The sequence below is a fragment of the Ramlibacter sp. JJN2-2R genome, assembly GCF_057747835.1.
The window spans coordinates 889,058-914,253 of sequence record NZ_CM173226.1 but is presented as its reverse complement, the minus strand read 5'-3'; the positions used below and the strand labels follow the sequence as shown (position 1 = coordinate 914,253).

Here is a 25,196-nt window from a genome sequence, read left to right as displayed (position 1 = left end):
ACCCAGCTCCTTCTCACGCCGCCTGCACTTCGACCAGGCAGTCGTAGAACACCGGCCCGCCGCCCAGGTCGGTCAGGCGCTGGCTGGTCAGCTGGTTCACGTTGGTGCCGCGCAGCCCGAACTTGCGCCACCAGATCCCCAGCCCGTTGACGACGCCGGGCCGGGCGCGTTCGGACACCTGCGCCTTGCAGTGGTACTCGCCCCGGTCGTTGAACACCCGCACCACCGCGCCGCTGGCGATGCCGCGCGCGGCCGCATCGGCCGGGTGCATCTCGAGCACCGGCTCGCGCTCGATGTCGCGCAGGCTGGTCACGTTGACGAAGGTGGAGTTGAGGAAGTTGCGCGCCGGCGGCGAGATCATCGCCAGCGGGTAGCGCGCCGAGGACCCGAACGGCTCGTGGTTGGGCACGTGGTCCGGCAGGCCGTCCAGGCCCTGGCGGGCCAGTTCGGCGCTGAAGAACTCGCAGCGGCCCGATGCGGTGGGAAAGCGCCCGTCGGCAAACGGCGCATCGGGGATGCGCAGCGACGCGTGGCCGCGCTCGAGCAGCTCGTCGAAGTCGATCCGGTCACCGAACGCCTGCCGGCACATCTGCTCGTCGGTGTCGGCGAAGCAGGCGTCGGTGAAGCCCAGGCGCGCGGCCAGTTCGCGGAAGACCTGCGCGTTGGGCCGGGCCTGGCCCACCGGCGCGATCGCCGGCCGGTTCAGCAGCACGTCGGTGTGGCCGTACGCGGTGTGCAGGTCCCAGTGTTCGAGCTGGGTGGTCGCGGGCAGCACGTAGTCGGCGTAGTCGGCGGTGTCGGTCTGGAACTGCTCGAGCACCACCGTGAACAGGTCCTCGCGCGCGAAGCCGGCCACGACCTTGCCCGACTCGGGCGCCACCGTGACCGGGTTGCTGTTGTAGACGACCAGCGCCTGCACCTGCGGCCCGAACGCCGCGGACGAGGGCCGCAGCAGGTCGTCGCCGATGGTGCTCATGTTCAGCACGCGCGGCGTGCGCCCGGCCAGCAGGTCGGGGCGCTGCAGCGCGGCGCGGTCCACCGGGTACCAGCCCGAACTGGAAAGCAGCATGCCGCCGGCCCGGTGGCGCCAGGCGCCCGTGAGCGCGGGCAGGCAGGCCACCGCGCGCGACGCGTTGCCGCCGCCGCGCACCCGCTGCATGCCGTAGTTCAGGCGGATGGCCGCCGGCCGGGTGGTGCCGTAGTCGCGCGCGAAGTCGCGGATCTGCTGCGCGGGAATGCCGCACACGGCGGCCGCGCGCTCGGGCGTCCAGCGCAGGGCCCGTTCGCGCAGCGCCTCCCAGCCCTGGGTGTGGCGCGCGATGTAGTCGTGGTCCAGCCAGTCGTGGACGACGAGCTCGTGCATCACGGCCAGCGCCAGCGCGGCATCGGTGCCCGGCAGGATCTGCAGGTGCTCGTGGCACTTCTCGGCCGTCTCGGTGCGGCGCGGGTCGATGCACACCAGCCTGGCGCCCTGGCGCTTGGCCTCCTGCACCAGGCGCCAGAAGTGCAGGTTGCTGGTGATCGAGTTGCTGCCCCAGATGACGATCAGGCGCGCCTCGGCGAAGAACTCCACCTTCATGCCCACCTTGCCGCCGAGCGTGTGCACCAGCCCGGCCGCCCCGGCGCTGGCGCAGATGGTGCGGTCCAGCAGCGAGGCGCCCAACCGGTGGAAGAAGCGCCCGGCCATGCCCTCGCCCTGCACCAGGCCCATGGTGCCGCAGTAGCTGTACGGCAGGATCGCCTGCGGGTCGCGCGCGGCGATGGCCTTCAGCCGCGCCGCGATGTCGTCCAGCGCCTCGTCCCAGGACACGCGCTCGAAGCGGCCCGCGCCCTTGGGCCCGACGCGGCGCAGCGGGTGCAGCAGGCGCTCGGGGTGGTAGGTGCGCTCGGTGTAGCGCGACACCTTGGCGCACAGCACACCGGCCGTGGGTGCGTGGGCGGGGTTGCCGTGCACCTTGACGGCCACGCCGTCCTCGACGGTGGTGACGAGCGAGCAGGTGTCCGGGCAGTCGTGCGGGCAGGCGCCCAGGACCTGCCGGGAACCGGTCGGGTCGGCGCTGGGGGAGAAGCGGGTGGCAGCGTCCAAGGGACTTCCTATGCTTGGGCCGCAGCGTGGCCGGGTGGATTCCGCCAGGCAGGCCGACCGGAGGAGCCGATGGCCAGGCCGCAACGCTGGGCGCAAGCCGTGATGGTAGCCGCCCTCGCGCGGCTGGGCGCCGCGCCGCCGGGGCCGGTCGGCGGGTTGCCGGGGCGCATCAGGCGCGGGGCGCCGCCGGCCCTCGCCCGGCCACGGCCGCGGTGCGGCTCAGCCGTGCCTGTCGGCGCGGCCCGCGACCCGTTGTAGGAAGCGCCCAAGACGCGCCGCGCGGGCCCCACGGCGCAGCCGGCGCGCCCGATACTGGGCCATCTGTTTCGCTTCAGGGAGATTCCACATGAAACGCATCCTCGCCGGCGGCCTGGCCGCCGCCCTTGCCCTGGCCGTCGCACTGCCGGTCCAGGCCCAGTCGTCGACCACGACCACCACCCCGGCGGCTCCGGCCGCTCCCGACTCGGCCGCCGGCGGCCGTCCCGCCGAGACGGGCGTGGACAGCACCACCGGCAGCAAGCCGCGCGTGGTCGAGCGCGCCCAGAAGTCGCGCCCGGCCCAGGCCACCAAGCGCGTGGCCAAGAAGGGAACCAATGCCGCCAAGCGCGCCGGCCACCGCACGGCGGACGCCATGCGCAGCACCGGCGGCGCGATCGAGAAGCGCCTGCCGCAGCGCGACTCCGGCACCGGCACGCCCAGCGAAGCCGGCACCCAGACCGGGCGCTGATCGCCTAGGCGATCTCCCGCGTGGCCGCCAGGCCGCGCAGGAAGGCCTCGCAGCGCGCCAGTTGCGCCAGCTCGACGTATTCGTCGGGCTGGTGCGCCTGCACGATGCTGCCGGGCCCGCACACCACGGTGGGAATGCCGGCGTTCCTGAACAGGCCGGCTTCGGTGCCGAACGCCACCAGCGTGGTGCGCTGCTCGCCGGACAGGCGCTGCGCCAGCCGCGTCACCGGATCGTCCGCCGAGCCGAGGAAGCTCGGCACCTCGCAGATGGTCTCGAAGCGAAAGCCCGCTTCGGGTGAGACCTGCTTCATCGCCGGCTCCAGCGAGCGGGCGTACGCGAGCACGGCCTCCTGCATCGTCCGCGCATCGGCGGTGGGCAGGTCGCGGAACTCGTAGCGGAACTCGGCGTCGCGCGGCACCACGTTGTCGGCGATGCCGCCGTGGAACTGGCCGACGCTGGCGGTGGAGAACGGCACGTCGAAGCCCTCGTAGCGCGGCTCCTCGCGCTCGAAGCCCTCGGCCATGTCGCGCAGCCTGCCGATCACCCGCGCGGCCATCTCGATGGCGTTCACCGACTGCGGGGTGAGCGAGGAGTGCGCCTCCTTGCCGCGCACGCAGCAGCGGTAGCGGTACACCCCCTTGTGCGCGATCGCCGGCACCATGCTGGTGGGCTCGCCGATGATGCAGGCCAGCGGCTTGACGCCCGCCTCGCGCATGTCGGCGATCAGCTCGCGCACCCCGAAGCAGCCCACCTCCTCGTCGTAGCTGAACGCGAAGTGGATGGCGAACGGCGCCTCGCCGGCCAGGAAAGCCTCGGCCTGCGCCAGCGCGATGGCGATGTAGCTCTTCATGTCGGCCGAGCCGCGCCCGTACAGGCGCCCGTCGCGCACCTCGGCCCCGAGCGGATCGGTGGTCCAGGCCTGGCCGTCCCAGGGCACGGTGTCGGTGTGGCCGGAGACGATGACGCCGGCGGGCTTGCCCTGCCCGAGCGTGGCGAACAGGTTGGCCTTGGTGCGCCCGGCGTTGTAGGTCAGCCGGGACGCCACGCCCAGCCGCTGGAGCTCGTCGCGGACGAAGTGGATGAGCTCCAGGTTGCTGTGCGCGCTGACGGTGTTCATGCGCACCAAAGTACGCGCCAGCTCGAGGGCTCGGGACGACAGGCCCGTGGATTCTTGGCTCATGGCACGATTCTCGCGGACAACCTTGCAATCCCCCTGTCCCGGCTCCAGCTAGACTGCCCGGCTCGACCCCGAAGTTGCGTCATGAACATCCTCGATTCCATCGTCACCCAGGCGGCCAGCATCGCCGCCATCCGCCGCGACCTGCATGCCCATCCCGAACTCTGCTTCGAGGAGCGCCGCACCGCCGACATCGTTGCCGCCAAGCTGACCGAGTGGGGCATTCCCATCCACCGCGGCATGGGCACCACCGGCGTGGTGGGCATCGTCAAGAACGGCACCAGCTCCCGCGCCGTCGGCCTGCGCGCCGACATGGACGCGCTGCCCATGCAGGAGTTCAACACCTTCGCGCACGCCAGCAAGCACCCCGGCAAGATGCACGCGTGCGGCCACGACGGCCACACCGCCATGCTGCTGGCCGCCGCCCAGCACCTGGCCAGGAACCGGAACTTCGACGGCACCGTCTACCTGATCTTCCAGCCCGCCGAGGAAGGCGGCGGCGGCGCGCGCGAGATGATCAAGGACGGCCTGTTCGAACAGTTCCCGATGGAGGCCGTGTTCGGCATGCACAACTGGGCGTCGCCACGCGTGGGCAGCTTCGCCGTCAGCGCCGGGCCCGTGATGGCCTCGTCCAACGAGTTCAAGATCACCGTGCGCGGCAAGGGCAGCCACGCCGCCCTGCCCCACAACGGCGTCGACCCGGTGCCCATCGCGTGCCAGATGGTCCACGCGTTCCAGACCATCATCAGCCGCAACAAGAAGCCGGTGGACGCCGGGGTGATCTCGGTCACCATGATCCACGCCGGTGAGGCCACCAACGTGGTGCCCGACAGCTGCGAGCTGCAGGGCACGGTGCGCACCTTCACCGTGGAGGTGCTGGACCTGATCGAGCGCCGCATGAAGCAGATCGCGCAGCACGTGTGCGCGGCGCACGACGCCGAATGCGACTTCGAGTTCGTGCGCAACTACCCGCCCACGGTCAACAGCGCCGCCGAGGCCGAGTTCGCGCGCCAGGTGATGGTGTCCATCGTCGGCCCGGACAACGTGTCGGCGCAGGAGCCCACGATGGGCGCGGAAGACTTCGCCTACATGCTGCAGGCCAAGCCCGGCGCCTACTGCTTCATCGGCAACGGCGACGGCAGCCACCGCGAGATCGGCCACGGCGGCGGGCCGTGCGTGATCCACAACCCCAGCTACGACTTCAACGACGAACTGATCCCGCTGGGCGCGACCTACTGGGTGCGGCTGGCCGAAGCCTGGCTCGCGCGCGAGAAGGCATGAGCGGCCTGGCGGACTGCTTCTCGGCCAGCTACGCGCAGGCGCGCGAGCGCTTCCTGCAGGCGGCCGCGGAGGCGGGCGTGCCGGTCGAGAGCAAGCGCCATCCCGAGCCCGGGCGCGAAGGCGAGGTCCTCGCCATGGACATCGCGCGCGACGGCGATCCCGAGGCGTCGAAGCTGCTGATCCTGTCGAGCGCCTGCCACGGCGTGGAGGGCTTCTGCGGCAGCGGCGTGCAGGTGGCCGCGCTGCGCGACGCCGCCTGGCGCGAGCACGCGCGGCGCCACGGCGTCGCCGTGCTGTACATCCATGCGCTCAACCCCTACGGCTTCTCGCACCTGCGCCGCGCGACGCAGGAGAACGTCGACCTGAACCGCAACTTCCACGACTTCGGCAAGCCCCTGCCGGTCAACGAGGGCTACCGGCAGGTGCACCCCCTGCTGTTCCCCGACCGCTGGCCGCCGCCCGAGGACAACGAGCTGCGGCTCGCGCAGTGGATGGCGCAGCACGGCCAGGCCGCCTACCAGGCCGCCGTCAGCAGCGGGCAGCACGAGTTCCCCGACGGCATGTACTTCGGCGGCACAGCCCCGACCTGGAGCAACCGCACGCTGCGCGAAGTGCTGGCGGCCCAGGGCCGGCGCGCCGGCCGCATCGCCTGGATCGACTTCCACACCGGCCTCGGTCCCAGCGGCGTGGGCGAGCGCATCTTCGCCGGCCCCGACGACGCGGCGCAGGTGGCGCGCGTGCGCAGCTGGTGGGATGGCGGCGGCCGCACGCCGGTCACCTCCATCTATGACGGCTCGTCCACCTCGGCCCGGCTCACCGGCATGATGTGGTCGTCGATCCTCGACGAGTGCCCGCAGGCGGAGTACTCCGGCATCGCCCTGGAGTACGGCACCCAGCCCCTGCTGCAGGTGCTGCACGCGCTGCGCGCGGAGCACTGGCTGCATCAGCATCCGGAGGCACCGGCCGAGCTGGCCGCGGACATCCGGCGCCAGATGCTCGAGGCCTTCTACACCGACACGCCGCAGTGGAAGCAGCGCATCTGGGAGCAGGCGCGCGAGGCGATGGTGCAGGGCGTGGACGGGCTGTCGCGCGGCTGAGCGGACCGCGAACCCGCGTCGATTCAGGGCGCGCGTCCGCGCGGCAGCGCTGACGCCGCCCGACCGCCGCGCCCCCTCACTCCAGCTCGCGCTCGGTCCCGGGCCCGCCGCCGCGCTCGGAGGGCCGCTTGGGCGCCTCGGCGATCAGGCAGTCGATGGTCAGGATCAGGCTGGCGATGGAGCCGGCGTTCTGCAACGCCAGCCGCGTCACCTTGGCCGGGTCGATGACACCCATCTCGACCAGGTCGCCGAACTCGCGCCGGGCGGCGTTGTAGCCGAACCCGCGCTGGTCCGACGCGTCGACGCGCTCGAGCACGGTGGCCGGCTCCTGGGCCGCATTGAGGACGATGCGGCGCAGCGGCTCCTCCAGCGCGCGGGCGACGATCTTCAGCCCCGAATCCTCGTCCAGCGTGGGCAGCTTGCGGTCCTGCAGCACCTTGCGCGCGCGCAGCAGCGCGACCCCGCCGCCGGGCACGATGCCTTCCTCGATCGCGGCGCGGGTGGCGTGCAGCGCATCCTCCACCCGCAGCTTGCGCTCCTTCAGCTCGGTCTCGGTGGCCGCGCCGACCTTGATCACCGCGACGCCGCCCGAGAGCTTGGCGATGCGCTCGTCCAGCTTCTCCCGGTCGTAGTCGCTGGTGAGGTCGCGGCGCTCCTTGCGCAGCGCCTCGATGCGCTCGGCGATGCGGGCCTTGTCGCCCGCGCCGCCGACGACGGTGGTGGATTCCTTGTCGACGACCACCCGGCGCGCGCGGCCCAGCTCGGCGAACGTGGCCTTCTCCAGGCTGCGCCCCAGTTCGGGCGAGATCACCTGCCCGCCGGTCACCAGCGCGATGTCCTGCAGCATCGCCTTGCGCCGCTCGCCGAAGCCGGGCGCCTTCACCGCGCAGGCCTTGAGCACGCCGCGGATGCAGTTGACCACCAGCGTCGCCAGCGCGTCGGCCTCGACGTCCTCGGCGACCACCAGCAGCGGGGTGCCCGCCTTGGCCGCCCCCTCCATCAGCGGCAGCAGGTCCTGCAGCGTGGACAGCTTCTGGTCGTACAGCAGGATGGCGACGTCCTCCAGCACGCAGGCCTGCTTCTCGCCGTCGTTGATGAAGTAGGCGGACAGGAACCCGCGGTCGAACTGCAGGCCCTCGACCACCTCCAGCTCGCTGGCCATGCCGGAGCCGTCCTCGATCGACACCGCGCCGTCGCGGCCGACCTTGTCCATGGCGCGGGCCACCAGCTCGCCGATCGAGCGGTCGTTGTTGGCCGAGATGGCGGCGACGTGCGCGATCTCCTGCGCGCTGGCGCACGGCTGCGCCATCCGCCTGATCTCCTCCACCACCAGCTCGACCGCCTGCTCCATGCCGCGCTTGAGGTCCATCGGGTTCATGCCCGCGGCCAGGTACTTCAGGCCCTCGACGACGAGCGCGTGCGCCAGGACCGTCGCGGTGGTGGTGCCGTCGCCCGCGCTCTCGCTGGTGCGGGCCGCCACCTCGCGCAGCAGCTGCGCGCCCATGTTCTCGAAGCGGTCCTCCAGCTCGATGGCCTTGGCCACCACCACGCCGGAGTTGACGATCTGCGGCGCGCCGAACTCGCGCTCGAGCACCACCGTGCGCCCGCGTGGACCCAGCGTCACCTTGACCGCCTCGGCGAGCGTGTCGACGCCGCGGCGGATGCGCTCGCGGGCGTCCTCGTGGAAGACCAGCTTCTTGGCCGACATGGCGGCCTCACTGCATGGCGGCGGTGCCGAAGGCCGGGTACACCGGGCGCGAGCCGCGCGGCACCGACATCACCTTGCGCTCGCCCTTCTCGCGGTCGATGCCGCCGCGCAGCGCGCGCGACAGGCCGACCAGTTCCTCGGACACGGCGGCCATCAGGTCCTCCGCCGCCACCAGGCCGACCACGCCGCCGTCGTCGTCGACCACCAGCAGCCGGCGCACGCCGGCCTGCTGCATCGCGCCGATCGCCTCCTGCAGGCTGGCGCTGCTGCGCACCGCGACCGGCGGCGCCTTGGCCAGGTCGCCCACGCGCAGGTCCTTGGGCGTGTCGTCCGAGCCCAGCACGTCGAGCGCGAGGTCCCGGTCGGTGACGATGCCGACGACCGCGGGCGGCTCGTCCGCGGTGACGACGACGAGCGAGCCGACGTGCTCCTCGCACATGCGGACGGCGGCGTCGTGGATGGATGCGGCGGCGGGGATGCCGACGACTTCGCGACTGCAGAGGCTGGCGATGTTCATGGGACGCTCCTGTGGGACTGGAGGCCCAATCTAGACCTGCCGTCGTGGCACGACCTGCGCCAGATCAAGCCGGCCGCAGGCAGGGCGTCCGCTGTCCCTCCACCGCGCCGTGCCGCCGGGCTGCGCGGGCCGGCCGAGCTCGCGTCTCAGGGCGCGGCCAGGTAGCCGGTCAATCCGCGCAGCGTGTGCAGGCGTGGCGTGTCGGCGGCCGGGATCGCCCGGCCGATGCGCTCGCTCAGGCCGATCACGAAGTTCATGAAATCCATCGAGTCCAGGTCCAGCGCCGCCCGCAGGTCCTCGTCCTCGCCCACGGCGGCCAGGTCCGCTTCCGGCGCGATGCCGCCGAGCACGTCGGCGGCCAGCGCGCGGGCCTGCTGCGCGTTCATGCCGGCCTCCGGTCCAGCTGGGCGGGGTCCTGCAGCGCGGCCTGCAGCGCCTCGAGGAAGCGCGCGCCGAGGTGGCCGTCGCTGGCCCGGTGGTCGGCGGCCAGGCTGGCCTGCACGACCGGACGCACTTCGATGCGGCCGTCGACGACCCACGGCCGCGGCGCGACGCGGCCGAACCCGACCACCGCCAGCTGCGGCGGATAGATGACGCCCAGCACGCTGTCGGCTCCGCGGTCGCCAAGGTTGGTGACCGTCACCGTGGAGTCGGCCAGCTCCGAGCTGCGCAGGCCGCCGGCCCGCACGCGTTGCACCAGGTCGCGCAGCGCCGCCATGAGCTCGGGCAGGCCCTGGCGATCGGCGTCGTGCAGCGCCGGCACCATCAGCCCGCCACCGCGCAGCGCCACGGCCCAGCCGACGTGGATCGCCGGCGACAGCTGCACCGCGCCGTCGCGCCAGAAGCCGTTGAGCTGCGGCACCTGGGCCAGCGCCAGGGCGGTGGCCTTGAGCAGCAGCACCGCGGGCAGGAGCCGCTCGGCGGGGTCGCGCGCCGCGTTGTAGTCGGCCAGCCAGCGCTCGGCCGGGCCGAAGTCGATCGCCTGCAGCAGGTAGTAGTGCGGGATCTCGCGCTTGGACCGGCTCATGGCGGCGGCGATCGCCGCGCGCATCTGCGCCGGATCGAAGCCGCGCGCCGCCGCGGCGCGCGGGGCCCCCACGCGCGGGGCCGCCGTGGCGGCGCGCTCGACGTCGGCGACCGTGATGTTGCCGTCGGGCCCGCTGGCCGCCAGGCCGGCCAGCTCGACGCCCAGCTGGGCCGCGCGCTGCCGTGCCGCCGGGCTTGCCTTCGCCCGGCCGCCGGCGGGCGCCGCGCGCGGCGGTAGCACGGGGGCCGACGCCGCCGCCGTCGCCACCGGGGTCGGCAGCGAACCCGGCGTCGGCGCCGGAACCGGCGCAGGAACTGCAACTGGGACCGCCGCCGGGACCGGCGCCGGCCCCGGTGCGATCGGAGGCTCCTCGTCGCCCAGCACGTGCGCCAGCACGGCGCCCACGGGCAGCTGGGTCCCGACGGGCACCAGGTCCTGCAGCACGCCCTGCAGGAAGATCTCGACGTCGATGGCGCCCTTTTGCGTCTCCACCACGGCCACCACGTCGCCCGGTTTCACGCGGGCGCCGGCAGCGACGTTCCAGGCCACGAGCCTGCCTTGTTCCATGTCGGCACCAAGCGCCGGCATCCGGAAGTCCTGCACCGCTCACTCCCTGGCCAGCAGGCCGCGGGCGGCCGCGACGATGTCGGCGACGCGCGGCAGCGCCGCCTCCTCGAGGTGCGCGGCGTAGGGCACCGGCACCTCGCGGCTGCACACGCGCCGGATCGGCGCGTCGAGCTCGTAGAAGCAGGCCTCGGCCAGCCGCGCCGCGAGCTCGGCCGACAGCGAGCCGCTGCGCCAGCCCTCGTCGACGATGACGCAGCGGCGCGTGCGGGCGATCGACGCGGCCACGCAGGCGTCGTCCAGCGGGCGCAGCGCGCGCAGGTCGATCACCTCGGCCTCGATGCCCGCGCCGGCCAGCTGCCCGGCCGCCTGCAGCGACTTCTGCAGCCCCATGCCGTAGGAGGCGATGGTCACGTCGCGGCCCGGCCGCCGCACGCGGGCGCCGGCCAGCGCCACGTGGTCGATCGCCGGGTCGAGGTCCTCCTCCAGCGCGTACAGGCCGATGTGCTCGAACAGCAGCACCGGATTGGGATCGGCCAGCGCGGCGGCCAGCATGAAGCGCGCGTCCTCCACGCAACCCGGCGCCAGCACCCTCAGGCCCGGGATGTGCGCGTACCAGCCCTCGAAGCTGTGCGAGTGCTGCGCCGCCAGCTGGCGGCCGCCGCCGGTGGCCATGCGGATCACCAGCGGCACCGCGAACTGGCCGCCGGACATGTGGGCGATGGTGGCGGCGTTGTTCAGGATCTGGTCCAGCGCCAGCAGGCTGAAGTTGCAGGTCATGATCTCGACGATCGGCCGCAGCCCGCCCAGCGCCGCGCCGATGCCGGCGCCGACGAAGCCGTTCTCGGCCAGCGGCGTGTCGACCACGCGCAGCGGCCCGAACTCCGCCAGCAGGCCCTTGGAGACCGCGTAGCAGCCGCCGTACTTGCCCACGTCCTCGCCCATGAGGAAGGTGCGCGGGTCCGCGCCGAGCGCATCGCGGATCGCCTGCCGGCAGGCCTCGCGGTAGGTCATGCGCTGCGGCTGGGTCATGCCGCGCTCCCGGCCGGTGCGTCCTGACGCACCCGGTCCATGAGCAGGTCGCGCTCGAGGTCCTGCACCGGCTCCAGCGTGCCGGCTTCGGCGAACGCCACCGCCGCCGCCACCTCCTGCTCCACCGTCTGCTCGATGTCGGCCAGCTGCGCGGCCTCGACCTGGTGGTTGTCCAGCATCCACTGGCGCAGCCGCGCGACCGGGTCGCGCTGCTTCCAGTGCTCGACCTCCTCGCGCGTGCGGTAGCCCTGGGCGTCGAACATCGAGTGGGCGCGGAAGCGGTAGGTGCGGCATTCGAGGAAGAACGGCCCCTGCCCCGCGCGTGCCTGCTCGACCGCTTGCGCGGCGGCGGCCTCCACCGCCACGACGTCCATGCCGTCGATGCTGGCGCTGGCCATGCGGTAGGCCTCGGCCTTGCGGTGGATCGCCGTCTGCGCCTCCACGTCCGCCACCGGCGTGCCCATGGCATACAGGTTGTTCTCGCACACGAGCACCAGCGGCAGCTTCCACAGCGCGGCCAGGTTCATGGTCTCGTGGAAGGCGCCCTCGGTGACGGCGCCCTCGCCGAAGAAGCACGCCGTCACCGCCCCCGTGCCGCGCCGCAGGTCGGCCAGCGCGAGACCGGCCGCCAGCGGCAGCCCGCCGCCCACGATGGCGTTGCCGCCGATGAAGCGCCGGCCGGCATCGAACACGTGCATCGAGCCGCCGCGGCCGCGGCAGCACCCCTGCAGCTTGCCCATCATCTCCGCCATCAGCACGTCCATGCCCACGCCGCGCGCCAGCGCCTGGCCGTGCTCGCGGTAGGTGGCGACTACCGCGTCCTGGGGCTGCAGCGCCGACGCCACGCCCACGGCGACCGCCTCCTCGCCGTCGTACAGGTGCAGGAAGCCGCGGATCTTCTGGTCCTGGTACAGCGCCACGCACTGGGCCTCGAACCGGCGGATGCGCAGCATCTCGCGGTACAGCCGCTGCAGCTGCGCGTGGTCCAGGTGCAGCTTGGGATGGCTCATCGCTCGTCGCTCTCGAGGGTCGACAGGTCGCCCTCGGGCAGGCCCAGCTCGCGCGCCTTGAGCAGGCGGCGCATGATCTTGCCGCTGCGCGTGCGCGGCAGGTTCAGGCGAAAGTCGATCTCCTTGGGCGCGATGGCGGCGCCCAGGCGCTTGCGCGCATGGCCCAGCAGCTCGCGGCGCAGCGCCTCGCCGGCCTCGTGGCCGGGCTTGAGGGCGACGAAGGCCTTCACGATCTCGCCGGCCACCGGGTCGGGCTTGCCGATCACGCCGGCCTCGGCCACCGCGGGATGCTCCATCAAGGCGCTCTCCACCTCGAACGGGCCGATCAGGTGGCCGGAGGACTTGATCACGTCGTCGGCCCGCCCGACGAACCAGTAGTAGCCCTCGTCGTCGCGCTTGGCCAGGTCGCCGGTGAGGTACCAGCCGCCGGAAAAGCACTTGCGGTAGCGCTCCTCCTCGTGCAGGTAGCCGCGCATCATCGACGGCCACGGCGTGCGCAGCGCCAGCTCGCCCTGCGCCATCGGCTCGGCGATCGGCTCCACGCCCCCGTCCGCGGTGCGCCGCACCACGGCGGCCTCGATGCCCGGCAGCGGCAGGCCCATCGAGCCGGGCTTGACGTCCACCGCCGCGTAGTTGGCGACCATGATCCCGCCGGTCTCGGTCTGCCACCAGTTGTCGTGGAAGGGGATGCCGAACGCCTCCTGGCCCCACAGCACCGCCTCGGGATTGAGCGGCTCGCCCACGCTGGCCGCGAACCGCAGCGAACCCAGGTCGTAGCCCCGCACCGCCTGCACGCCCAGCTTCATCATCATCCGGATCGCGGTGGGCGCGGTGTACCAGACGCTCACGCGTTCGCGCTCCAGCACCGAGTACCACGCCTGGGCGTCGAACTCCTCCTCCACCACCACGCTGGTCACGCCGTTGACCAGCGGCGCCAGGATGCCGTAGCTGGTGCCCGTGACCCAGCCCGGGTCGGCCGTGCACCAGAAGACGTCGTCCTCGTGCAGGTCGAGCGCGTACAGGCCCGTGGCCGCGTGCGCGACCACGGCCTCGTGCACGTGCACCGCGCCCTTGGGCCGGCCGGTGGTGCCGCTGGTGAAGTGCAGCAGCGCCATGGCCTCCGGGGGCGTGGGCGCGATGGTGAACTCGGGCGAGGCCGCGTCGACCAGCTCGTCCCAGCGCCGCACGCCCGGCCCCTCGCAGTCCCCAGGGCCCACGACGACCACGTGCCGCAATCCCGGCAGGCGCTCGCGCAGGGCGTGCAGCTTGCGCTGGTACAGCTCGGGCGTCGTGACGATCACGCGCGCGTCGGCCATCTCGGCCCGGGTGGCGATCGGCTCGGGCCCGAAGGCGGAGAACAGCGGCGTGACGACACAGCGCGCCTTCAGCGCACCCAGCACCGCGACATGCAGCTCGGGCACGCGGCCCAGCAGGACGAACACGCGCTCGCCCTCGCCCACGCCCAGGCCCTGCAGCGCATTGGCGAAGCGGCTGGTCTGCTGGGCCAGCTGCGCGAAGTCGATCGAGCGGCGCGTGCCGTCCTTGCCGATCCAGCGGATCGCCGTCTTGCCGCCGCGGCCGTGCGCGAGATGGCGGTCCACGGCTTCGTGGGCCATGTTGAGGCCGGCGCCCCCGGGCAGGCCGTCGAGCATGCGGCGCGCGTCGTCCCAGCGGAAGGCGGCGCAGGTGGCGCCGTAGTCGCGCAGGTTGGGCGGCGGGCGCAGCCGCAGCGGGTCCTTGCGGATGCGCTGGCGCCCCGTGGTGGTCTTCGGTGCCTCGACGGCGAGTGACATGCGGACGCCTCCGTGCCGCCCGGCAGGGACGGCCCACCCAGCATGGGCGTTTGGCGCCGGCGCAAGTTGCGTTCGATCAAGCGGCCGGCTGCCTCGGCGGCCCCGGGGTTCCCGGCGCGCCGCGCGGGCGCGCACCGGCCCGCGCCCGCTCAGGACACGCCGCGATCGGTCTTGCGCGCCTTCTCCTCCAGGATGGCCTGGCAGAGATGGCGGGCAGAGAACGGCTTCCAGACCACGCGGTGCCGGCTGGCGGCAACCTCGTCCGCGAGGACGCCGCGCGGCCCGCCCGTGGTCAGCAGCACCGCAGTGGCGGGCCACCGCGCGCGGATCCGGTCGGCCAGCTCCAGGCCCGAGATGCCGCCCGGCAGGGTCACGTTGGCCACCACCACGTCCACCTGCGCGGCCTGCTCCAGGTGCGCCAGCGCCGATGCCGCGTCGCGCGCTTCGGCCACCTCGAACCCGGCGCCGCGAAGCATCTCCAGCACCTGCTTGCGCACCGCATCGTTGTCTTCCACCAGCAGCACCGACTCGCCGGCCGGCTGGTGGCTGGCCTGCGCCTGGACGTCGGCCTCGGCTGGCGTCCCCGCGCCTTCGGTGCGGGCCACCGGGAACAGCAATTCGAAGCGGCTGCCCGAGCCGACTTCGCTGTCGGCCCGCACGTCGCCGCCGGACTGCCGCACGAAGCCCTGCACCATCGCCAGCCCCAGCCCCGAATTGGTCTGCGTGGACTTGGTGGTGAAGAAGGGCTCGAAGATGCGGCCGAGGCGATCGGCGGGAATGCCGGCGCCGGTGTCCTCCACGCACAGCGCGACGTACTCGCCCTCGGCCAGCACGTAGCCGTCGCGGCCGCTCTGCGGCGCCGTGAGCCGGCGGCGCGCCGCCCGCAGCGCCAGCGTGCCGCCGCCGGCCATCGCATCGCGCGCGTTGGCCGCCAGGTTGAGCAAGGCCGAGGTGAGCTGCGCGGGATCGAGTTCGCACGGCGGCAGGTCGGCGGGCACGTCGATCTGCAGCGCATGCGTCGCCCCCAGCGTGCTCGCCAGCAGGCCCGCGACCTCGTGGACGAACGGTTGCCAGGACAGCAGGGCCGTCTGCAGCGTCTGCCGCTTGGAAAAGGCCAGCAGCCGGTTGGTCAGGACGGCGGCGCGCTCGGCGCCCAGCAGGGCGTTGGCGGCCAGGAAGCGTTCCTCGGACTCGGCCGGCAGGGTGTCCTTCAGGGCGTCGAGGCTGCCCAGGATGACGGTGAGGAAGTTGTTGAAGTCGTGGGCGATGCCCCCGGTCAGCTCCACCATGGCGTCGAAGCGGGCCCGCTCGGCGCGCTCCTTGTGGCGTGCCACCCGCTGCGAGATGTCGCGCACGATGCTGATCGAGCGCACTTCGCCGCTGCGCAGCTGGATGAGCCGGGACGACACCTCGACGGTGACGGGCGATCCGTCCTTGCGACGGAAGACCAGTTCGCCCAGGAAGGTGCGCGAGCGGCTGCGCGTCTCCACGGCCGAGCGCAACGCGGCGTCGCCGGGGAAGAAGAGCGCGTCGCGGCTCATGCCCACGAGCTCGGCCGCGTCGTACCCGACCATCGCGCAGGCCTGCCGGTTGGCGGCCAGGATGACTTCGTCGGACTCGGGGCTGCCATCGGTGGCCGTGTAGAAGGCGGCGTCCTCCATGTTCTCGAACAGGAAGCGGTAGAGCAGCTCACGCTCCTCGACGTCGTCCTCCAGCCCGGCGATCTCGTCGCGGCGCGCCTCCGCGCGGTGCAGCGCGGCGTGCAGCCGGGCCGACAGCTGGAAGGCGAAGTCACGGTGGCTGCCCTCGGGCACCAGGGCGTGGGGCACGATCGCCAGCAGCGCCAGCGGCTGGCCCGCCCGGCCGACCAGCGGGACCAGGTGGCCGAAAGCGGCCCCGCCACGCGAGCGGGCCGCCTCGCTGGTGGTGAAGCGGCTGACGCCGGCCGATCCGGCCTGCGACACGGACACGCCCGGCTCGATGCCGTCGCAGCGCAGGCGCCAGACCGGTGCAGCAGGATGCTCGCGTTCCTCGCCCGCGCCCCACAGCGCGGCCAGGGCGGCATCCATCTCGTTGTCCTGCAGGACATCCTGCACGGCCGCGGCCACTGCCTCGGCGGCCGACCGCGCGGCCAGGTCCACGGCCAGCCGGCCGACCGACTGCCGGCGGCGGAACACCGTCTCGGCCGTCTTGTCCGAGGCCACGGACATGACGCCGAGCACCTGCCCCGCCGCGTCCAGGACCGGGCTGTAGGAGAAGTCGAAGTAGCACTCCTCCGGGGCACCGTGCCGCGCGAGGGGCAGCAGCGTGCCCTTGAACCACAGCGGCTGCCGGGTGGCGCGGATCTGGTCGAGCGCGGGCCGCAGGAACTCCCAGATCTCCGGCCAGCTCTGGCGCAAGGGCGCGCCGAACGATGCCGGATGCTTGCTGCCGTAGATCCAGTTGTAGGCATCGTTGTAGATCTGGACCTCCTCGCTGCCCCAGGCGGTGCAGATCGGGAAGGCCGAGTGCAACGCCGCAGTCACCACCGCCTTCATCTCGGCGGGCCAGCCGGCCATGGCGCCCACGGCGGTTGCCTCCCAGGGGAAGTCCTGCAGCAGGCGGAGGTTCTTGCTGATTTCCGGCATGGGCGCGTGCGGGTGGTGAGATCAGCGCCGGGCAGCGCACGCCGCGCCGAGCGCCTGCTTGAGCTCTGCGGCGCGCAGGGGCTTGCCCAGCACGTGGTCGATGCCGGCGGGGACCGCGTGGCTGCCGTTCGCCTCGGGACGCGCGCCCGTCATCAGGATCGCGCAGGCGGCCGCATGCAGCTGCCTGGCCATGCGCGCCAGTTGCGGCCCGTCCACGTCCGGCATGAGCCAATCGGACAGCAGGACATCGAACGGGGGACCGGCCGCCGAACGCGCCTGCAGCGCCAGCAGGCCCGCGGTCCCGCCGGCGGCGGTGGTGACGGCGTGCCCTTCGCGCTCGAGCATCAGCTTCAGTGTCGACAGCACCAGCGCTTCGTCGTCGACGACGAGGATCTCCAGCCGGCGGGTCGGGCCCGGTGCGACCGGCGCCGGCTCGTCGAGCTGGCGTGCATCGGCGTGCGGCAGGAGCACGCGCACCAGCGCGCCGCCTTCGGGCAGCGCCTGCGCCTGGACCTGCCCGCCGTGGCGTTCGACCACGGTCCTGACCACGGCCAGGCCGACCCCGTTGCCCTCGAATTCGGCGGCGGCGTGCAGGCGCTCGAACGGCTGGAACAGGCGCCCGGCATAGGCCGGATCGAATCCGCAGCCGTTGTCGGCCACCGTGATGGCCCATCCGGCCGGGCTGCATTCCACCCCGACCCGCACGCGCGCGGCCGCGCTGCGCCGGGTGAACTTGGCCGCGTTGGCGAGCAGCTGCGACAGGGCCAGCTCGAGCAGGGCCGGGTCGGCATGCACGCGCACCCGATCGGCGGCGGCCAGGTCCCACTCGACGACGCGGCCCTCGATGGACGGCAGCAGGCCCTGCACGCAGCGGCGGACCACGCGGCCCAGGTCCACGTCGCACGGATGCAGTGGCGCCACCACGACCGACGACAGCAGCGCGAGGTCGCGCATCATGCCGTCGCCCCGGCGGGCGCCCGCGTCCACGCGCCGCAGGTAGTCCGCTTCGCGCTCGCCCAGGCGATCGGCGCCCAGGTCGATCACCGCGCCCGAGAAGCCGGAGATGTTGCGGAAGATGCCCCGCAGGTCGTGCGACAGGCGGTTGCTGAAGGTGGTGAACTCGCGCCGCACCGACGCGAGCTGGCCCTGCAGGCGCGCGACCTCGGCCCGCAGGCGCTCGATCTCGCGCGCAGGCTCGTCGCCATCGGGCCGGGCCGACGCGGTCCCTGGCGTTCCTTCAGTGCCTTCCGGGGCGCCGGCGGTGACGTCGCCAGAAAGGGGACGAGCGGTCATTGGAGGTCGGGGCGGCGTGTCGGGTCCGGTGGGACGAACCGCGAGTATGCCGTGCGCGGCGGCTCATCATGGCCCAGCCAGCCGCATCGCCGTTTGGCGCATCATGCGGACACCACGAACGACCGGAGCGCCCCATGAACGACGAGTCCTTCAACCTCAGCCTGCGCAAGTTCCTGAAGACGGTGGGCGTCAGCTCGCAACGGGAGATCGAACAGGCGGTCGCCAAGGCCCTGCAGGACAAGGCCATCGCCGGCAACGAAGTGCTGCCGGCCACGATGACGCTGCGCATCGCCGGCCTGCAGCTGGACGTCAAGTTCGACGGCGAGATCCGGCTGGAGTAGCCCAGGGCCGCGGGTCCTAGGCGCGCCGCCGCACCGGCTCCGCCAGCACCGGCCCCGCGCGCCTGGCGCGCGGCAGGGCCGCCAGCATCTCCAGCAGCCGCTCGGCCTGCATCGGCTTGGCGAGCAGGTCGTCGAACCCCGCCTCGCGCGCCCGCCGGGCGCTGTCGGGCCCGCCGTAGCCCGTCACCGCCAGAATGAACGTGTCGGCGTGCGCGGGCATCGCCCGCAACGCCTTGGCCACCGCGTAGCCGTCCAGCCCGGGCAGACCGATGTCGCAGACGACGGCATCGAGCTGCAGCGACGGCGCCACCTCCACGGCCTTGTCGCCGGCATGGACCACCGTCACCCGGTGCCCCGCCAGCTCCAGCACCATCTGCAGCGTCTCGGCCGCGTCCAGGTTGTCCTCGACGATCAGCACGTCCAGGGCCGCGCCATCGGCGCCTGGCTGCCGGGCTTCGGACGCGCCGTCGGCCTCCGCGGTGCGAACGAGGGGCAGGCGCAGGGTGAACCGGCTGCCGCGGCCCTTGCCTTCGGACGCGGCTTCCACCGTGCCGCCGTGCAGCTCGGTCAGGCCCTTGACCATCGACAGGCCCAGACCCAGGCCGCCGGCGGAGCGGTCCAGGGACCGGTCGCCCTGGACGAACGGCTCGAAGATCGAGCGCAGGTCCGACGGTGCGATGCCGTCGCCCTCGTCGGCCACCTGCAGCACGGCGAGCCCCTCGTCCTGCCGCAGCTCGACGCGCACGGTGCCGCCGGCGAACGAGTACTTGATGGCGTTGTCCAGCAGGTTGTCGCAGACCTGCTTGAGCCGCGTCGGGTCGCCCTGGACCCAGGCCGGCTCGGGCGCATGCCACGCCAGCTCGATGCCGCGTTCGCCGGCGACCAGCTCGTGCGCGGCCAGGGCCTGCGCCACGATGTCGCGCAGGTCGGTCACCTGCAGGTCCAGCTCGATCATCCCGCGGTTGACGCGCGTGACGTCCAGCAGCTGCTCGATCAGGCGGCCCATGTGGCCCACCTGCTGCTCCACCAGCCGGGCAATCACCTGGCGCTTCTCGCGCGGCAGTTCCGCGGCCTGGATCATGTGCGCGGCATAGCGCACCGGCGCCAGCGGATTGCGCAGCTCGTGCGCCAGCATCGCGAGGAATTCATCCTTGCGCCGGGCCTGCTCCTGCTGCGAGCGCAGCAGGTCGCGGACCTCGAACTGCCGGCGGCGGGCGCGGATCGCCAGTCCGATGGCCGAGGCCAGGGCGTTGGGGTCCATCGGGCGTGACAGGACGGCCACGTTGCCCAGGCCCTCGAGCCGGTGCAGGATGCCGTCCTCGTGGCGCAGCGTCACCACGAACACCGGCAGGTCGGACCAGGGCGGCTGGGACTGCAGGGCTTCGCGCAGGCGCGCGGCCAGGGCGTCGGTCAGCGCTTCCTCGGCGATGAGCAGCGCGGCGGCGCCGTCGCACAGGCGCGCGAGCAGATCCTCGTCGCTTCCGCAGCGGTGGCAGTCGTGGCCCGAGCGGCCCAGGATCCTGCAGGACAGCTCACCGTCGCGTCCGGGCGCATGGATGAGCACCGGCGGCATCGCGGCGCCGTGGGTCGCGATCGCCTCCGTCATGCGCTCAGCTGCTCCGAAGGGCCGACCCAGCTGGGCTGGCCGGTCAGCACGCCGCGGAACTCGCTCAGCGCATCTCCGAATCGCACGCCGGGCGGCGCGATGGTCATCTCGCGGATCAGCACCTCGTGCGGCCCGCAGCGGCGCTTGACCACCGAGACGGCGCGCCGGACGGCTCCGCCGGCCTCGAAGTAGCGGATCAGGATCGCGGCGTCGGCCAGGTAGCTCACGTCGACCGGCGCGCCGGGCTGGTCGCCGATCACCCCGTGCAGGTTGAGCGTGAGCAGCGTGACGACGTTGCGCAGCGACAGGTACGTCAGCAGCTCGTGCATGTGCATCGCAAGGTGCTTCTCGTCGGGCATGCCGGTGAGATAGCCGTTGAGCGAATCGATCACGATCACCCGGGCGCCCTGGTCCTCGACCGCGTGCCGGACCTTGTGCGCGAACTCGCCCGGGGAGAACTCGGCCGGGTCGACCTGCACCACGTCGATCATCCCGGCCTCGACCTGGCGTCCCACGTCCATCTGCAGCCCTTCGGCGCGCGAGAAGAAGGCGCGCCGCGTCTCGTCGAACAGGTACACGACGCCCCGCTCGCCGCGCAGCGCGCTGGCTTCCAGGTACTGCGAACACAGCGTGCTCTTGCCCGCGCCCGACGGCCCCATGATGAGCAGGCTCGAGCCGCGGTCCAGGCCGCCGCCGAGCATCTGGTCCAGCTCGCCGATGCCGCTGGCCACCTCGGCCCGGTCGGACGGGACGGCATGCTCGCCGGCGATCAGCCGCGGGTAGATCACGATGCCGCCGGTCTCGATCGCGATGTCGTGGAAGCCCTCGCGGTACTTGACGCCGCGCAGCTTGTGCACGCGCAGGCGGCGGCGCGGCTTGCCGTAGTCGGGGGCGTGCTGGTAGAGCGCGATGATCCCGTGGACCACGCCCTCACCGGCCGGATCGCTGGGCGAATCCAGCCCGTGCTCCTGGATCAGCAGCACGGTGGCGCCGAGCTCGGCGAACCGCTCGCGCAGCTGCAGCAGCTGCCTGCGGTAGCGCAGCGGGTCGCGCGCGAGCAGCTTGACGTCGGAAAACGGATCGAACACCACCCGGCGCGGGCGGGTCTTCTGCGCCACGTCGATGATCGCCTTGATGACGTCGGTGAGCTCGACGTCGCCGGGCGAGAAGAAGGAGTACTCGGGCTCCAGCAGGCCGCCCGCCGCGCCGCTCTCGGCGACGTTGACGATGTCGATGCCGTGCAGGTCCCAGCCGTGCGACTGCGCGGCCGCGCGCAGCTGGGTCTCGGTCTCCGCCAGCGTGCACCACAGCACCTTCTCGCCCCGGCGCACGCCCTCCATCAGGAACTGCAACCCCAGCGTGGTCTTGCCGGCGCCCGAAGCGCCCTCCACGAGGTAGAGGTGCCCGCCGGGCAGGCCGCCGGCCAGCACGTGGTCCAGGCCCGGAATCCCGGTTGGGACCAGGTCGATCGGTTGAGTCATCGTCTCTCCATGCGCCCTCGCCTGCGCGCAGGCTGAAACGAAACGATTATGGTCGGCGCCCTGGCTCATCAAGGGCGCGCAGCGGCGAAAAAGCGATGCCTTTCGCTCGGCAGCGCTCGCGTGGCTCGACCGTTGTCGCCCCCTTGCGACTCGACCATGGGCACGCGTGCCCGCGGCGTGCGGCGCTTCGCGACGCGACAGTCACCGTGCCTGCGGCTCGACCCCGGTGACCCGCGCGCCGGCCGCCAGCAGCTGGTCGAGCGCGCTGATCTCCACCGGCTTGGTCAGGTGCAGGTCGAAGCCGGCGGCGCGGGACCGGGCGCGGTCCTCCGGGCTGCCCCAGCCGGTCAATGCCACCAGCGTGCATTGCGCGCCGCCGGGCAAGGCCCGCAATCGCGCGGCCAGTTCATAGCCGTTCATGCCCGGCATGCCGATGTCGAGCAGCGCCAGCTGCGGGCGGTGCCGGGCGGCCAGCCGCAACGCCTCGTCGCCGCTGGCGGCGGTCAGCACCTGGTGCCCCTGCATGCCCACCAGCAGCGCCAGCGTCTCGGCCGCGTCCCGGTTGTCGTCGACCACCAGCACCGTCTGGCCCGGCGCCTCGCTCGCGGGGGTCGCGGGCGCGCCCTCCTGCAGCGACCGGACCTCCTGCACCTGCGGCAGCCAGATCATGAAGCGGCTGCCCGAGCCGGGCCCCGCACTGTCGGCAGCGACGCGGCCGCCGTGCATTTCCACCAGCGAGCGCACCACGCTCAGGCCGATACCCAGCCCGCCCTGCGCCCGTTCCTGGTGCTGCTCCACCTGCACGAAGCGGTCGAACACGCGGCCCAGCAGCTCCTTGGGGATGCCGATGCCGTCGTCCTCGACGACCACCTGCAGCTCGCTGCCCTGCAGCTGGGCGCGCACGGCGATGCGCCCGCCCGGCGGCGTGTACTTGATGGCGTTGTTCAGCACGTTGCTCACCACCTGCACCAGCCGCGTCAGGTCGCCGTGCACGTGCCAGGAGGGATCCGCGCCGTCCCAGGCCAGCGTGTGCCCCTGCGCCTCGAGCAGCGGGCGCGAGGCGTCGATCGCATGCTCCAGCACGGTGTGCAGCTGCAGCGTCTCGCGCCGCAGCACGATCTTGCCCTGGCTGATGCGCGCGATGTCCAGCAGCTCGTCGACCAGGCGCACGATGTGCGTGAGCTGGCGGTCCATGATCTGGCGCACGCGGCGCTCCTCCGCCGTGCCGCCGCCGCGCTCCAGCACGGTCAGGCCGGTGCGCAGGGGCGCGAGCGGATTGCGCAGCTCGTGCGCCAGCGTCGCCAGGAATTCGTCCTTCTGACGGTCGGCGCGGCGCAGGCCCTCCTGCGCCAGCCAGGCCTCGGTGACGTCGCGGGTGACGGCCAGCACGTGGTCCACCTCGCCGCTGTCGCCGATCTCGGGCACCAGGCGCGACGCGAAGTGCCGGCCGGAGCCGCCCTGCTCGAACTCGTACTGCAGTTCGACGGCGCGGCGCTCCTCGAACACCTTCAGGGTCGCCCGGTCCCACTGGTCGCACAGCGCGCCGGGCATGCCCAGTTCGCGGCTGGTGCGGCCGAGGAAGAGCGCCATCGGCAGGCCGGTCACCCGCTCGATGGTGGCGTTCACGAACACGTGGCGCAGCTGGCGGTCGAAGCGGACGATGACGTCGGGCGAGTTGTCCGCGACCGCGCGCAGTTCGCGTTCGCGCTCCAGCACGGCGGCCTGCGCCTCCTTCAGGTCGTTGACGTTCAGCAGGCTGCCGATCCAGCGCGAGGGCACGCCCTCGGTGGCCGCGATCACGCGGGCCTGCGCCTTGAACCACTGGAAGTCGCCGTCGTGCCGGCGCACCCGGTACTCCGCGTCGTACGGAAGTCCGGTGCGCACGGATTCGTTCCAGGCGGACAGCGCCCGGGGACGGTCAATCGGATGCAGGGCGTCGTGCCACCCCCGGCCCAGGTGGGCGTCGGCCGGCACGCCGGTGTACTGCGCCCACTGCGCGCTCAGGTAATCGCAGTTGCCGGCGGCGTCGCTCGAGAACGTCATGCCCGGCACCGACTCCAGCGTGCGGCGGTAGAACAGCTCGCTGGCGCGCAGCGCGGCCTCGGCGTGCTTGCGGTCCGTGATGTCCACGCACGCGCCGGTCATGGTCTTGGCGCGGCCGTCGGCGTCGACGAAGGTGCGCCCGCGGTCGTACAGCCAGTGGATGGAGCCGTCGTGGTGCACCACTCGGAACTCCATCTCGAAGTCGTCGGCGTGCGAGCGGCACCGCTGGCAGCGCTCGATCACGCCCGCCCGGTCGTCCGGGTGCACCAGGTCGACGAACTGCTCCAGCGTGTGCACCGCCTCGCCGGGCCGCAGCCCGAACAGCTTGTCCAGCGCGGTGTCCCACCACAGCCGGTCGCTGCGGATGTCCCAGTGGAAGGTGCCCGTGCGGCTGGCCTCCAGGGCGACCTCCATGGCCTGCTCGGCCGCCTTGCGCTCCGTGATGTCGATGGCGGTGCCGAGCACGCGCGTGCAGCGCCCGGTGGCGTCGAAGAGGCCGCGGCCCTTGACCGCCACCCAACGGAAGCGGCCGTCCTCGCTGGCGATCGTGCGGCCCTCGATGTCGTAGACGGCGCGCACGGCCGGATCGCGCGCGCGCGCGAAGGCGGCGCGGGCCGCCTCGCGGTCCAGGGGCTGCAGCGCGCCGAAGAAGTCCTCCAGCGTGACGGCCCCGCCGGCGGGCAGGCCGAGCATGGCCCGGGCCGTCGGCGGGCAGTCGACCGTGCCGAGCAGCAGGTCCACGTCCCACAGCGCCACTTCGGCCGCGTCGGTGGCCAGGCGCAGCTGCTCCTCCTTTTCCAGCAAGGCCTGCTGCGCGGCATGGGCGAGGGTCACGTCCTGGCCCTCGCAGAAGATTCCGCGCACCTGGCCCGCCTCGTCGAAGACCGGCGCGAACACGAAGTCGAGCAGGACCTCGCGCCCGGGCGCCTCGGGCGTCTCGCGCAGGCGAAGCTTCACGCCGTTGGCGACGAAGCGCTCGCCCGTGCGGTAGACCTCGTCCAGCCGCTCGTCCAGGCCCTGGCCCGCGATGTCGGGGAAGGCCTGGCGGAAGGCCTGGCCGATGATGCCGGGCCGGCGGAACAGCCGCCGGTGCGCATCGTTGATGAATTCGAACACGTGGTCCGGTCCGCGCAGGGTGCAGATGAAGCCGGGGGCCTGCTCGAACATGCGCTGCTGGCGCTGCACCTCGTCGGCCTGGTGCTGTGCGAGCCGCATCGTGCTGGTCGTCTCCAGCGCGGAGCAGAAGATGCCGCCGATGCGGCCCTCATCGTCCAGCAGCGGCGTGTACGAGAAGCTGAAGTAGCTGGTGTCCGCATCCGCGCGGCCGGCCAGGTTGAACGCCATGTTCTCGAACCACTGCGGCTCGCCGCGCAGCACCGCGTCGTTGATCGGCGACAGCGTGTCCCAGATCTCGGCCCAGACCTGCGCCATCGGCCGGCCCAGGGCCTGCGGGTGCTTGGCGCCGCAGATCGGGATGTAGCCGTCGTTGTAGAGGGAGAGGAGCTGCGGTCCCCAGGCGATGAACACCGGCTGGCGCGCGCGCAGCATCAGGCTCACGGCCGTCTTGAGCGACTGCGGCCAGGCGGCAGGATCGCCCAGCGCGGTTCGGCCCCAATCGGCCTGGGCAATGCGCGCGCCCATCTCACCACCATCGCGCAAGAACGGCTGCACGTCGACTCCAGACTTCGGGGAACACTCGACTATACGCAGCCGCCACGGATGAGCTTCGCGCGGCTGCAGGCGGGCCGGCGCCCGGCGCGAATCGCCGGCGCGCGCCGTTATAGTC

The 25,196-nt window shown here is 72.8% G+C and carries 18 protein-coding genes; 4 read left to right on the top strand and 14 right to left on the bottom strand.

Translation table 11 applies throughout. The features are described from left to right. Positions 1-13 precede the first annotated feature (13 nt). Positions 14-2,086 (bottom strand): molybdopterin-containing oxidoreductase family protein, encoded by a 2,073-nt coding sequence (locus AC3ANR_RS04460; protein ID WP_488290674.1) that lies wholly within the window; start codon positions 2,084-2,086, stop codon positions 14-16. A gap of 346 nt (positions 2,087-2,432) precedes the next feature. Between AC3ANR_RS04460 and AC3ANR_RS04455 the strand changes: the two genes are divergently transcribed. Next, positions 2,433-2,813: a hypothetical protein gene (locus tag AC3ANR_RS04455; RefSeq protein WP_488290673.1), complete on the top strand. Its 381-nt coding sequence runs from the start codon at positions 2,433-2,435 to the stop codon at positions 2,811-2,813. A 4-nt stretch (positions 2,814-2,817) separates the two neighbouring features. On the opposite strand, the gene argE is transcribed toward AC3ANR_RS04455, so the two are convergent. After that, positions 2,818-3,993: an acetylornithine deacetylase gene (argE, locus tag AC3ANR_RS04450; protein ID WP_488290672.1), complete on the bottom strand. Its 1,176-nt coding sequence runs from the start codon at positions 3,991-3,993 to the stop codon at positions 2,818-2,820. Positions 3,994-4,074: 81 nt separating this feature from the next. On the opposite strand from argE, the gene AC3ANR_RS04445 reads away from it, so the two are divergent. Continuing rightward, a complete protein-coding gene (locus tag AC3ANR_RS04445) occupies positions 4,075-5,271 on the top strand; it encodes a M20 aminoacylase family protein (RefSeq protein WP_488290671.1) in 1,197 nt (398 codons plus the stop codon). After that, complete coding sequence (locus AC3ANR_RS04440) at positions 5,268-6,368, top strand: M14 family metallopeptidase (RefSeq protein WP_488290670.1); 1,101 nt, start codon at positions 5,268-5,270, stop codon at positions 6,366-6,368. The genes AC3ANR_RS04445 and AC3ANR_RS04440 overlap by 4 nt, the downstream gene beginning before the upstream one ends. A gap of 76 nt (positions 6,369-6,444) precedes the next feature. Here AC3ANR_RS04440 and groL read toward each other — a convergent pair whose 3' ends face one another. From groL to AC3ANR_RS04395, 9 genes are all read right to left on the bottom strand, one after another. Next, positions 6,445-8,076: a chaperonin GroEL gene (groL, locus tag AC3ANR_RS04435; protein WP_488290669.1), complete on the bottom strand. Its 1,632-nt coding sequence runs from the start codon at positions 8,074-8,076 to the stop codon at positions 6,445-6,447. Between the two features lie 7 nt (positions 8,077-8,083). Then, positions 8,084-8,593, bottom strand: a complete 510-nt coding sequence (locus AC3ANR_RS04430) for a CBS domain-containing protein (RefSeq protein WP_488290668.1) — start codon at positions 8,591-8,593, stop codon at positions 8,084-8,086. A 146-nt stretch (positions 8,594-8,739) separates the two neighbouring features. Continuing rightward, a complete protein-coding gene (locus AC3ANR_RS04425) occupies positions 8,740-8,979 on the bottom strand; it encodes an acyl carrier protein (RefSeq protein ID WP_488290667.1) in 240 nt (79 codons plus the stop codon). Then, the gene (locus AC3ANR_RS04420; protein ID WP_488290666.1) at positions 8,976-10,187 is read right to left on the bottom strand and encodes a dihydrolipoamide acetyltransferase family protein; all 1,212 of its coding nucleotides are present in this window, start codon (positions 10,185-10,187) and stop codon (positions 8,976-8,978) included. Before AC3ANR_RS04420 ends, AC3ANR_RS04425 begins: the two co-directional genes overlap by 4 nt. Before the next feature lie 39 nt (positions 10,188-10,226). Further along, the gene (locus tag AC3ANR_RS04415) at positions 10,227-11,216 is read right to left on the bottom strand and encodes an alpha-ketoacid dehydrogenase subunit beta (protein WP_488290665.1); all 990 of its coding nucleotides are present in this window, start codon (positions 11,214-11,216) and stop codon (positions 10,227-10,229) included. Continuing rightward, positions 11,213-12,226: a pyruvate dehydrogenase (acetyl-transferring) E1 component subunit alpha gene (gene pdhA, locus AC3ANR_RS04410; protein WP_488290664.1), complete on the bottom strand. Its 1,014-nt coding sequence runs from the start codon at positions 12,224-12,226 to the stop codon at positions 11,213-11,215. Before pdhA ends, AC3ANR_RS04415 begins: the two co-directional genes overlap by 4 nt. Next, the gene (gene acsA, locus AC3ANR_RS04405; protein WP_488290663.1) at positions 12,223-14,019 is read right to left on the bottom strand and encodes an acetate--CoA ligase; all 1,797 of its coding nucleotides are present in this window, start codon (positions 14,017-14,019) and stop codon (positions 12,223-12,225) included. Before acsA ends, pdhA begins: the two co-directional genes overlap by 4 nt. Before the next feature lie 149 nt (positions 14,020-14,168). Further along, positions 14,169-16,646, bottom strand: a complete 2,478-nt coding sequence (locus AC3ANR_RS04400) for an ATP-binding protein (RefSeq protein ID WP_488290662.1) — start codon at positions 16,644-16,646, stop codon at positions 14,169-14,171. 21 nt (positions 16,647-16,667) lie between these two features. Further along, positions 16,668-17,939: an ATP-binding protein gene (locus AC3ANR_RS04395; protein ID WP_488290661.1), complete on the bottom strand. Its 1,272-nt coding sequence runs from the start codon at positions 17,937-17,939 to the stop codon at positions 16,668-16,670. Between the two features lie 134 nt (positions 17,940-18,073). Here AC3ANR_RS04395 and AC3ANR_RS04390 point away from each other — a divergent pair, with 134 nt between their 5' ends. Continuing rightward, complete coding sequence (locus tag AC3ANR_RS04390; RefSeq protein WP_488290660.1) at positions 18,074-18,280, top strand: DUF6494 family protein; 207 nt, start codon at positions 18,074-18,076, stop codon at positions 18,278-18,280. Positions 18,281-18,296: 16 nt separating this feature from the next. Here AC3ANR_RS04390 and AC3ANR_RS04385 read toward each other — a convergent pair whose 3' ends face one another. The 3 genes from AC3ANR_RS04385 to AC3ANR_RS04375 all read right to left on the bottom strand — a co-directional run bounded on the left by AC3ANR_RS04385 (position 18,297) and on the right by AC3ANR_RS04375 (position 25,051). Further along, the gene (locus AC3ANR_RS04385) at positions 18,297-19,886 is read right to left on the bottom strand and encodes an ATP-binding protein (protein WP_488290659.1); all 1,590 of its coding nucleotides are present in this window, start codon (positions 19,884-19,886) and stop codon (positions 18,297-18,299) included. Continuing rightward, positions 19,883-21,367, bottom strand: a complete 1,485-nt coding sequence (locus AC3ANR_RS04380; protein WP_488290658.1) for an ATPase domain-containing protein — start codon at positions 21,365-21,367, stop codon at positions 19,883-19,885. Before AC3ANR_RS04380 ends, AC3ANR_RS04385 begins: the two co-directional genes overlap by 4 nt. A 201-nt stretch (positions 21,368-21,568) precedes the next feature. Next, positions 21,569-25,051, bottom strand: a complete 3,483-nt coding sequence (locus AC3ANR_RS04375; protein ID WP_488290657.1) for a hybrid sensor histidine kinase/response regulator — start codon at positions 25,049-25,051, stop codon at positions 21,569-21,571. Positions 25,052-25,196 lie beyond the last annotated feature (145 nt).

Bases quoted from the DNA above. Each gene is read 5' to 3' on its own strand.
- AC3ANR_RS04455 (WP_488290673.1), top strand. From the start codon at position 2,433: ATGAAACGCATCCTCGCCGGCGGCCTGGCCGCCGCCCTTGCCCTGGCC.
- argE (WP_488290672.1), bottom strand. From the start codon at position 3,993: ATGAGCCAAGAATCCACGGGCCTGTCGTCCCGAGCCCTCGAGCTGGCG.
- AC3ANR_RS04445 (WP_488290671.1), top strand. From the start codon at position 4,075: ATGAACATCCTCGATTCCATCGTCACCCAGGCGGCCAGCATCGCCGCC.
- AC3ANR_RS04440 (WP_488290670.1), top strand. From the start codon at position 5,268: ATGAGCGGCCTGGCGGACTGCTTCTCGGCCAGCTACGCGCAGGCGCGC.
- groL (WP_488290669.1), bottom strand. From the start codon at position 8,076: ATGTCGGCCAAGAAGCTGGTCTTCCACGAGGACGCCCGCGAGCGCATC.
- AC3ANR_RS04430 (WP_488290668.1), bottom strand. From the start codon at position 8,593: ATGAACATCGCCAGCCTCTGCAGTCGCGAAGTCGTCGGCATCCCCGCC.
- AC3ANR_RS04425 (WP_488290667.1), bottom strand. From the start codon at position 8,979: ATGAACGCGCAGCAGGCCCGCGCGCTGGCCGCCGACGTGCTCGGCGGC.
- AC3ANR_RS04420 (WP_488290666.1), bottom strand. From the start codon at position 10,187: ATGGAACAAGGCAGGCTCGTGGCCTGGAACGTCGCTGCCGGCGCCCGC.
- AC3ANR_RS04415 (WP_488290665.1), bottom strand. From the start codon at position 11,216: ATGACCCAGCCGCAGCGCATGACCTACCGCGAGGCCTGCCGGCAGGCG.
- pdhA (WP_488290664.1), bottom strand. From the start codon at position 12,226: ATGAGCCATCCCAAGCTGCACCTGGACCACGCGCAGCTGCAGCGGCTG.
- acsA (WP_488290663.1), bottom strand. From the start codon at position 14,019: ATGTCACTCGCCGTCGAGGCACCGAAGACCACCACGGGGCGCCAGCGC.
- AC3ANR_RS04400 (WP_488290662.1), bottom strand. From the start codon at position 16,646: ATGCCGGAAATCAGCAAGAACCTCCGCCTGCTGCAGGACTTCCCCTGG.
- AC3ANR_RS04395 (WP_488290661.1), bottom strand. From the start codon at position 17,939: ATGACCGCTCGTCCCCTTTCTGGCGACGTCACCGCCGGCGCCCCGGAA.
- AC3ANR_RS04390 (WP_488290660.1), top strand. From the start codon at position 18,074: ATGAACGACGAGTCCTTCAACCTCAGCCTGCGCAAGTTCCTGAAGACG.
- AC3ANR_RS04385 (WP_488290659.1), bottom strand. From the start codon at position 19,886: ATGACGGAGGCGATCGCGACCCACGGCGCCGCGATGCCGCCGGTGCTC.
- AC3ANR_RS04380 (WP_488290658.1), bottom strand. From the start codon at position 21,367: ATGACTCAACCGATCGACCTGGTCCCAACCGGGATTCCGGGCCTGGAC.
- AC3ANR_RS04375 (WP_488290657.1), bottom strand. From the start codon at position 25,051: ATGGGCGCGCGCATTGCCCAGGCCGATTGGGGCCGAACCGCGCTGGGC.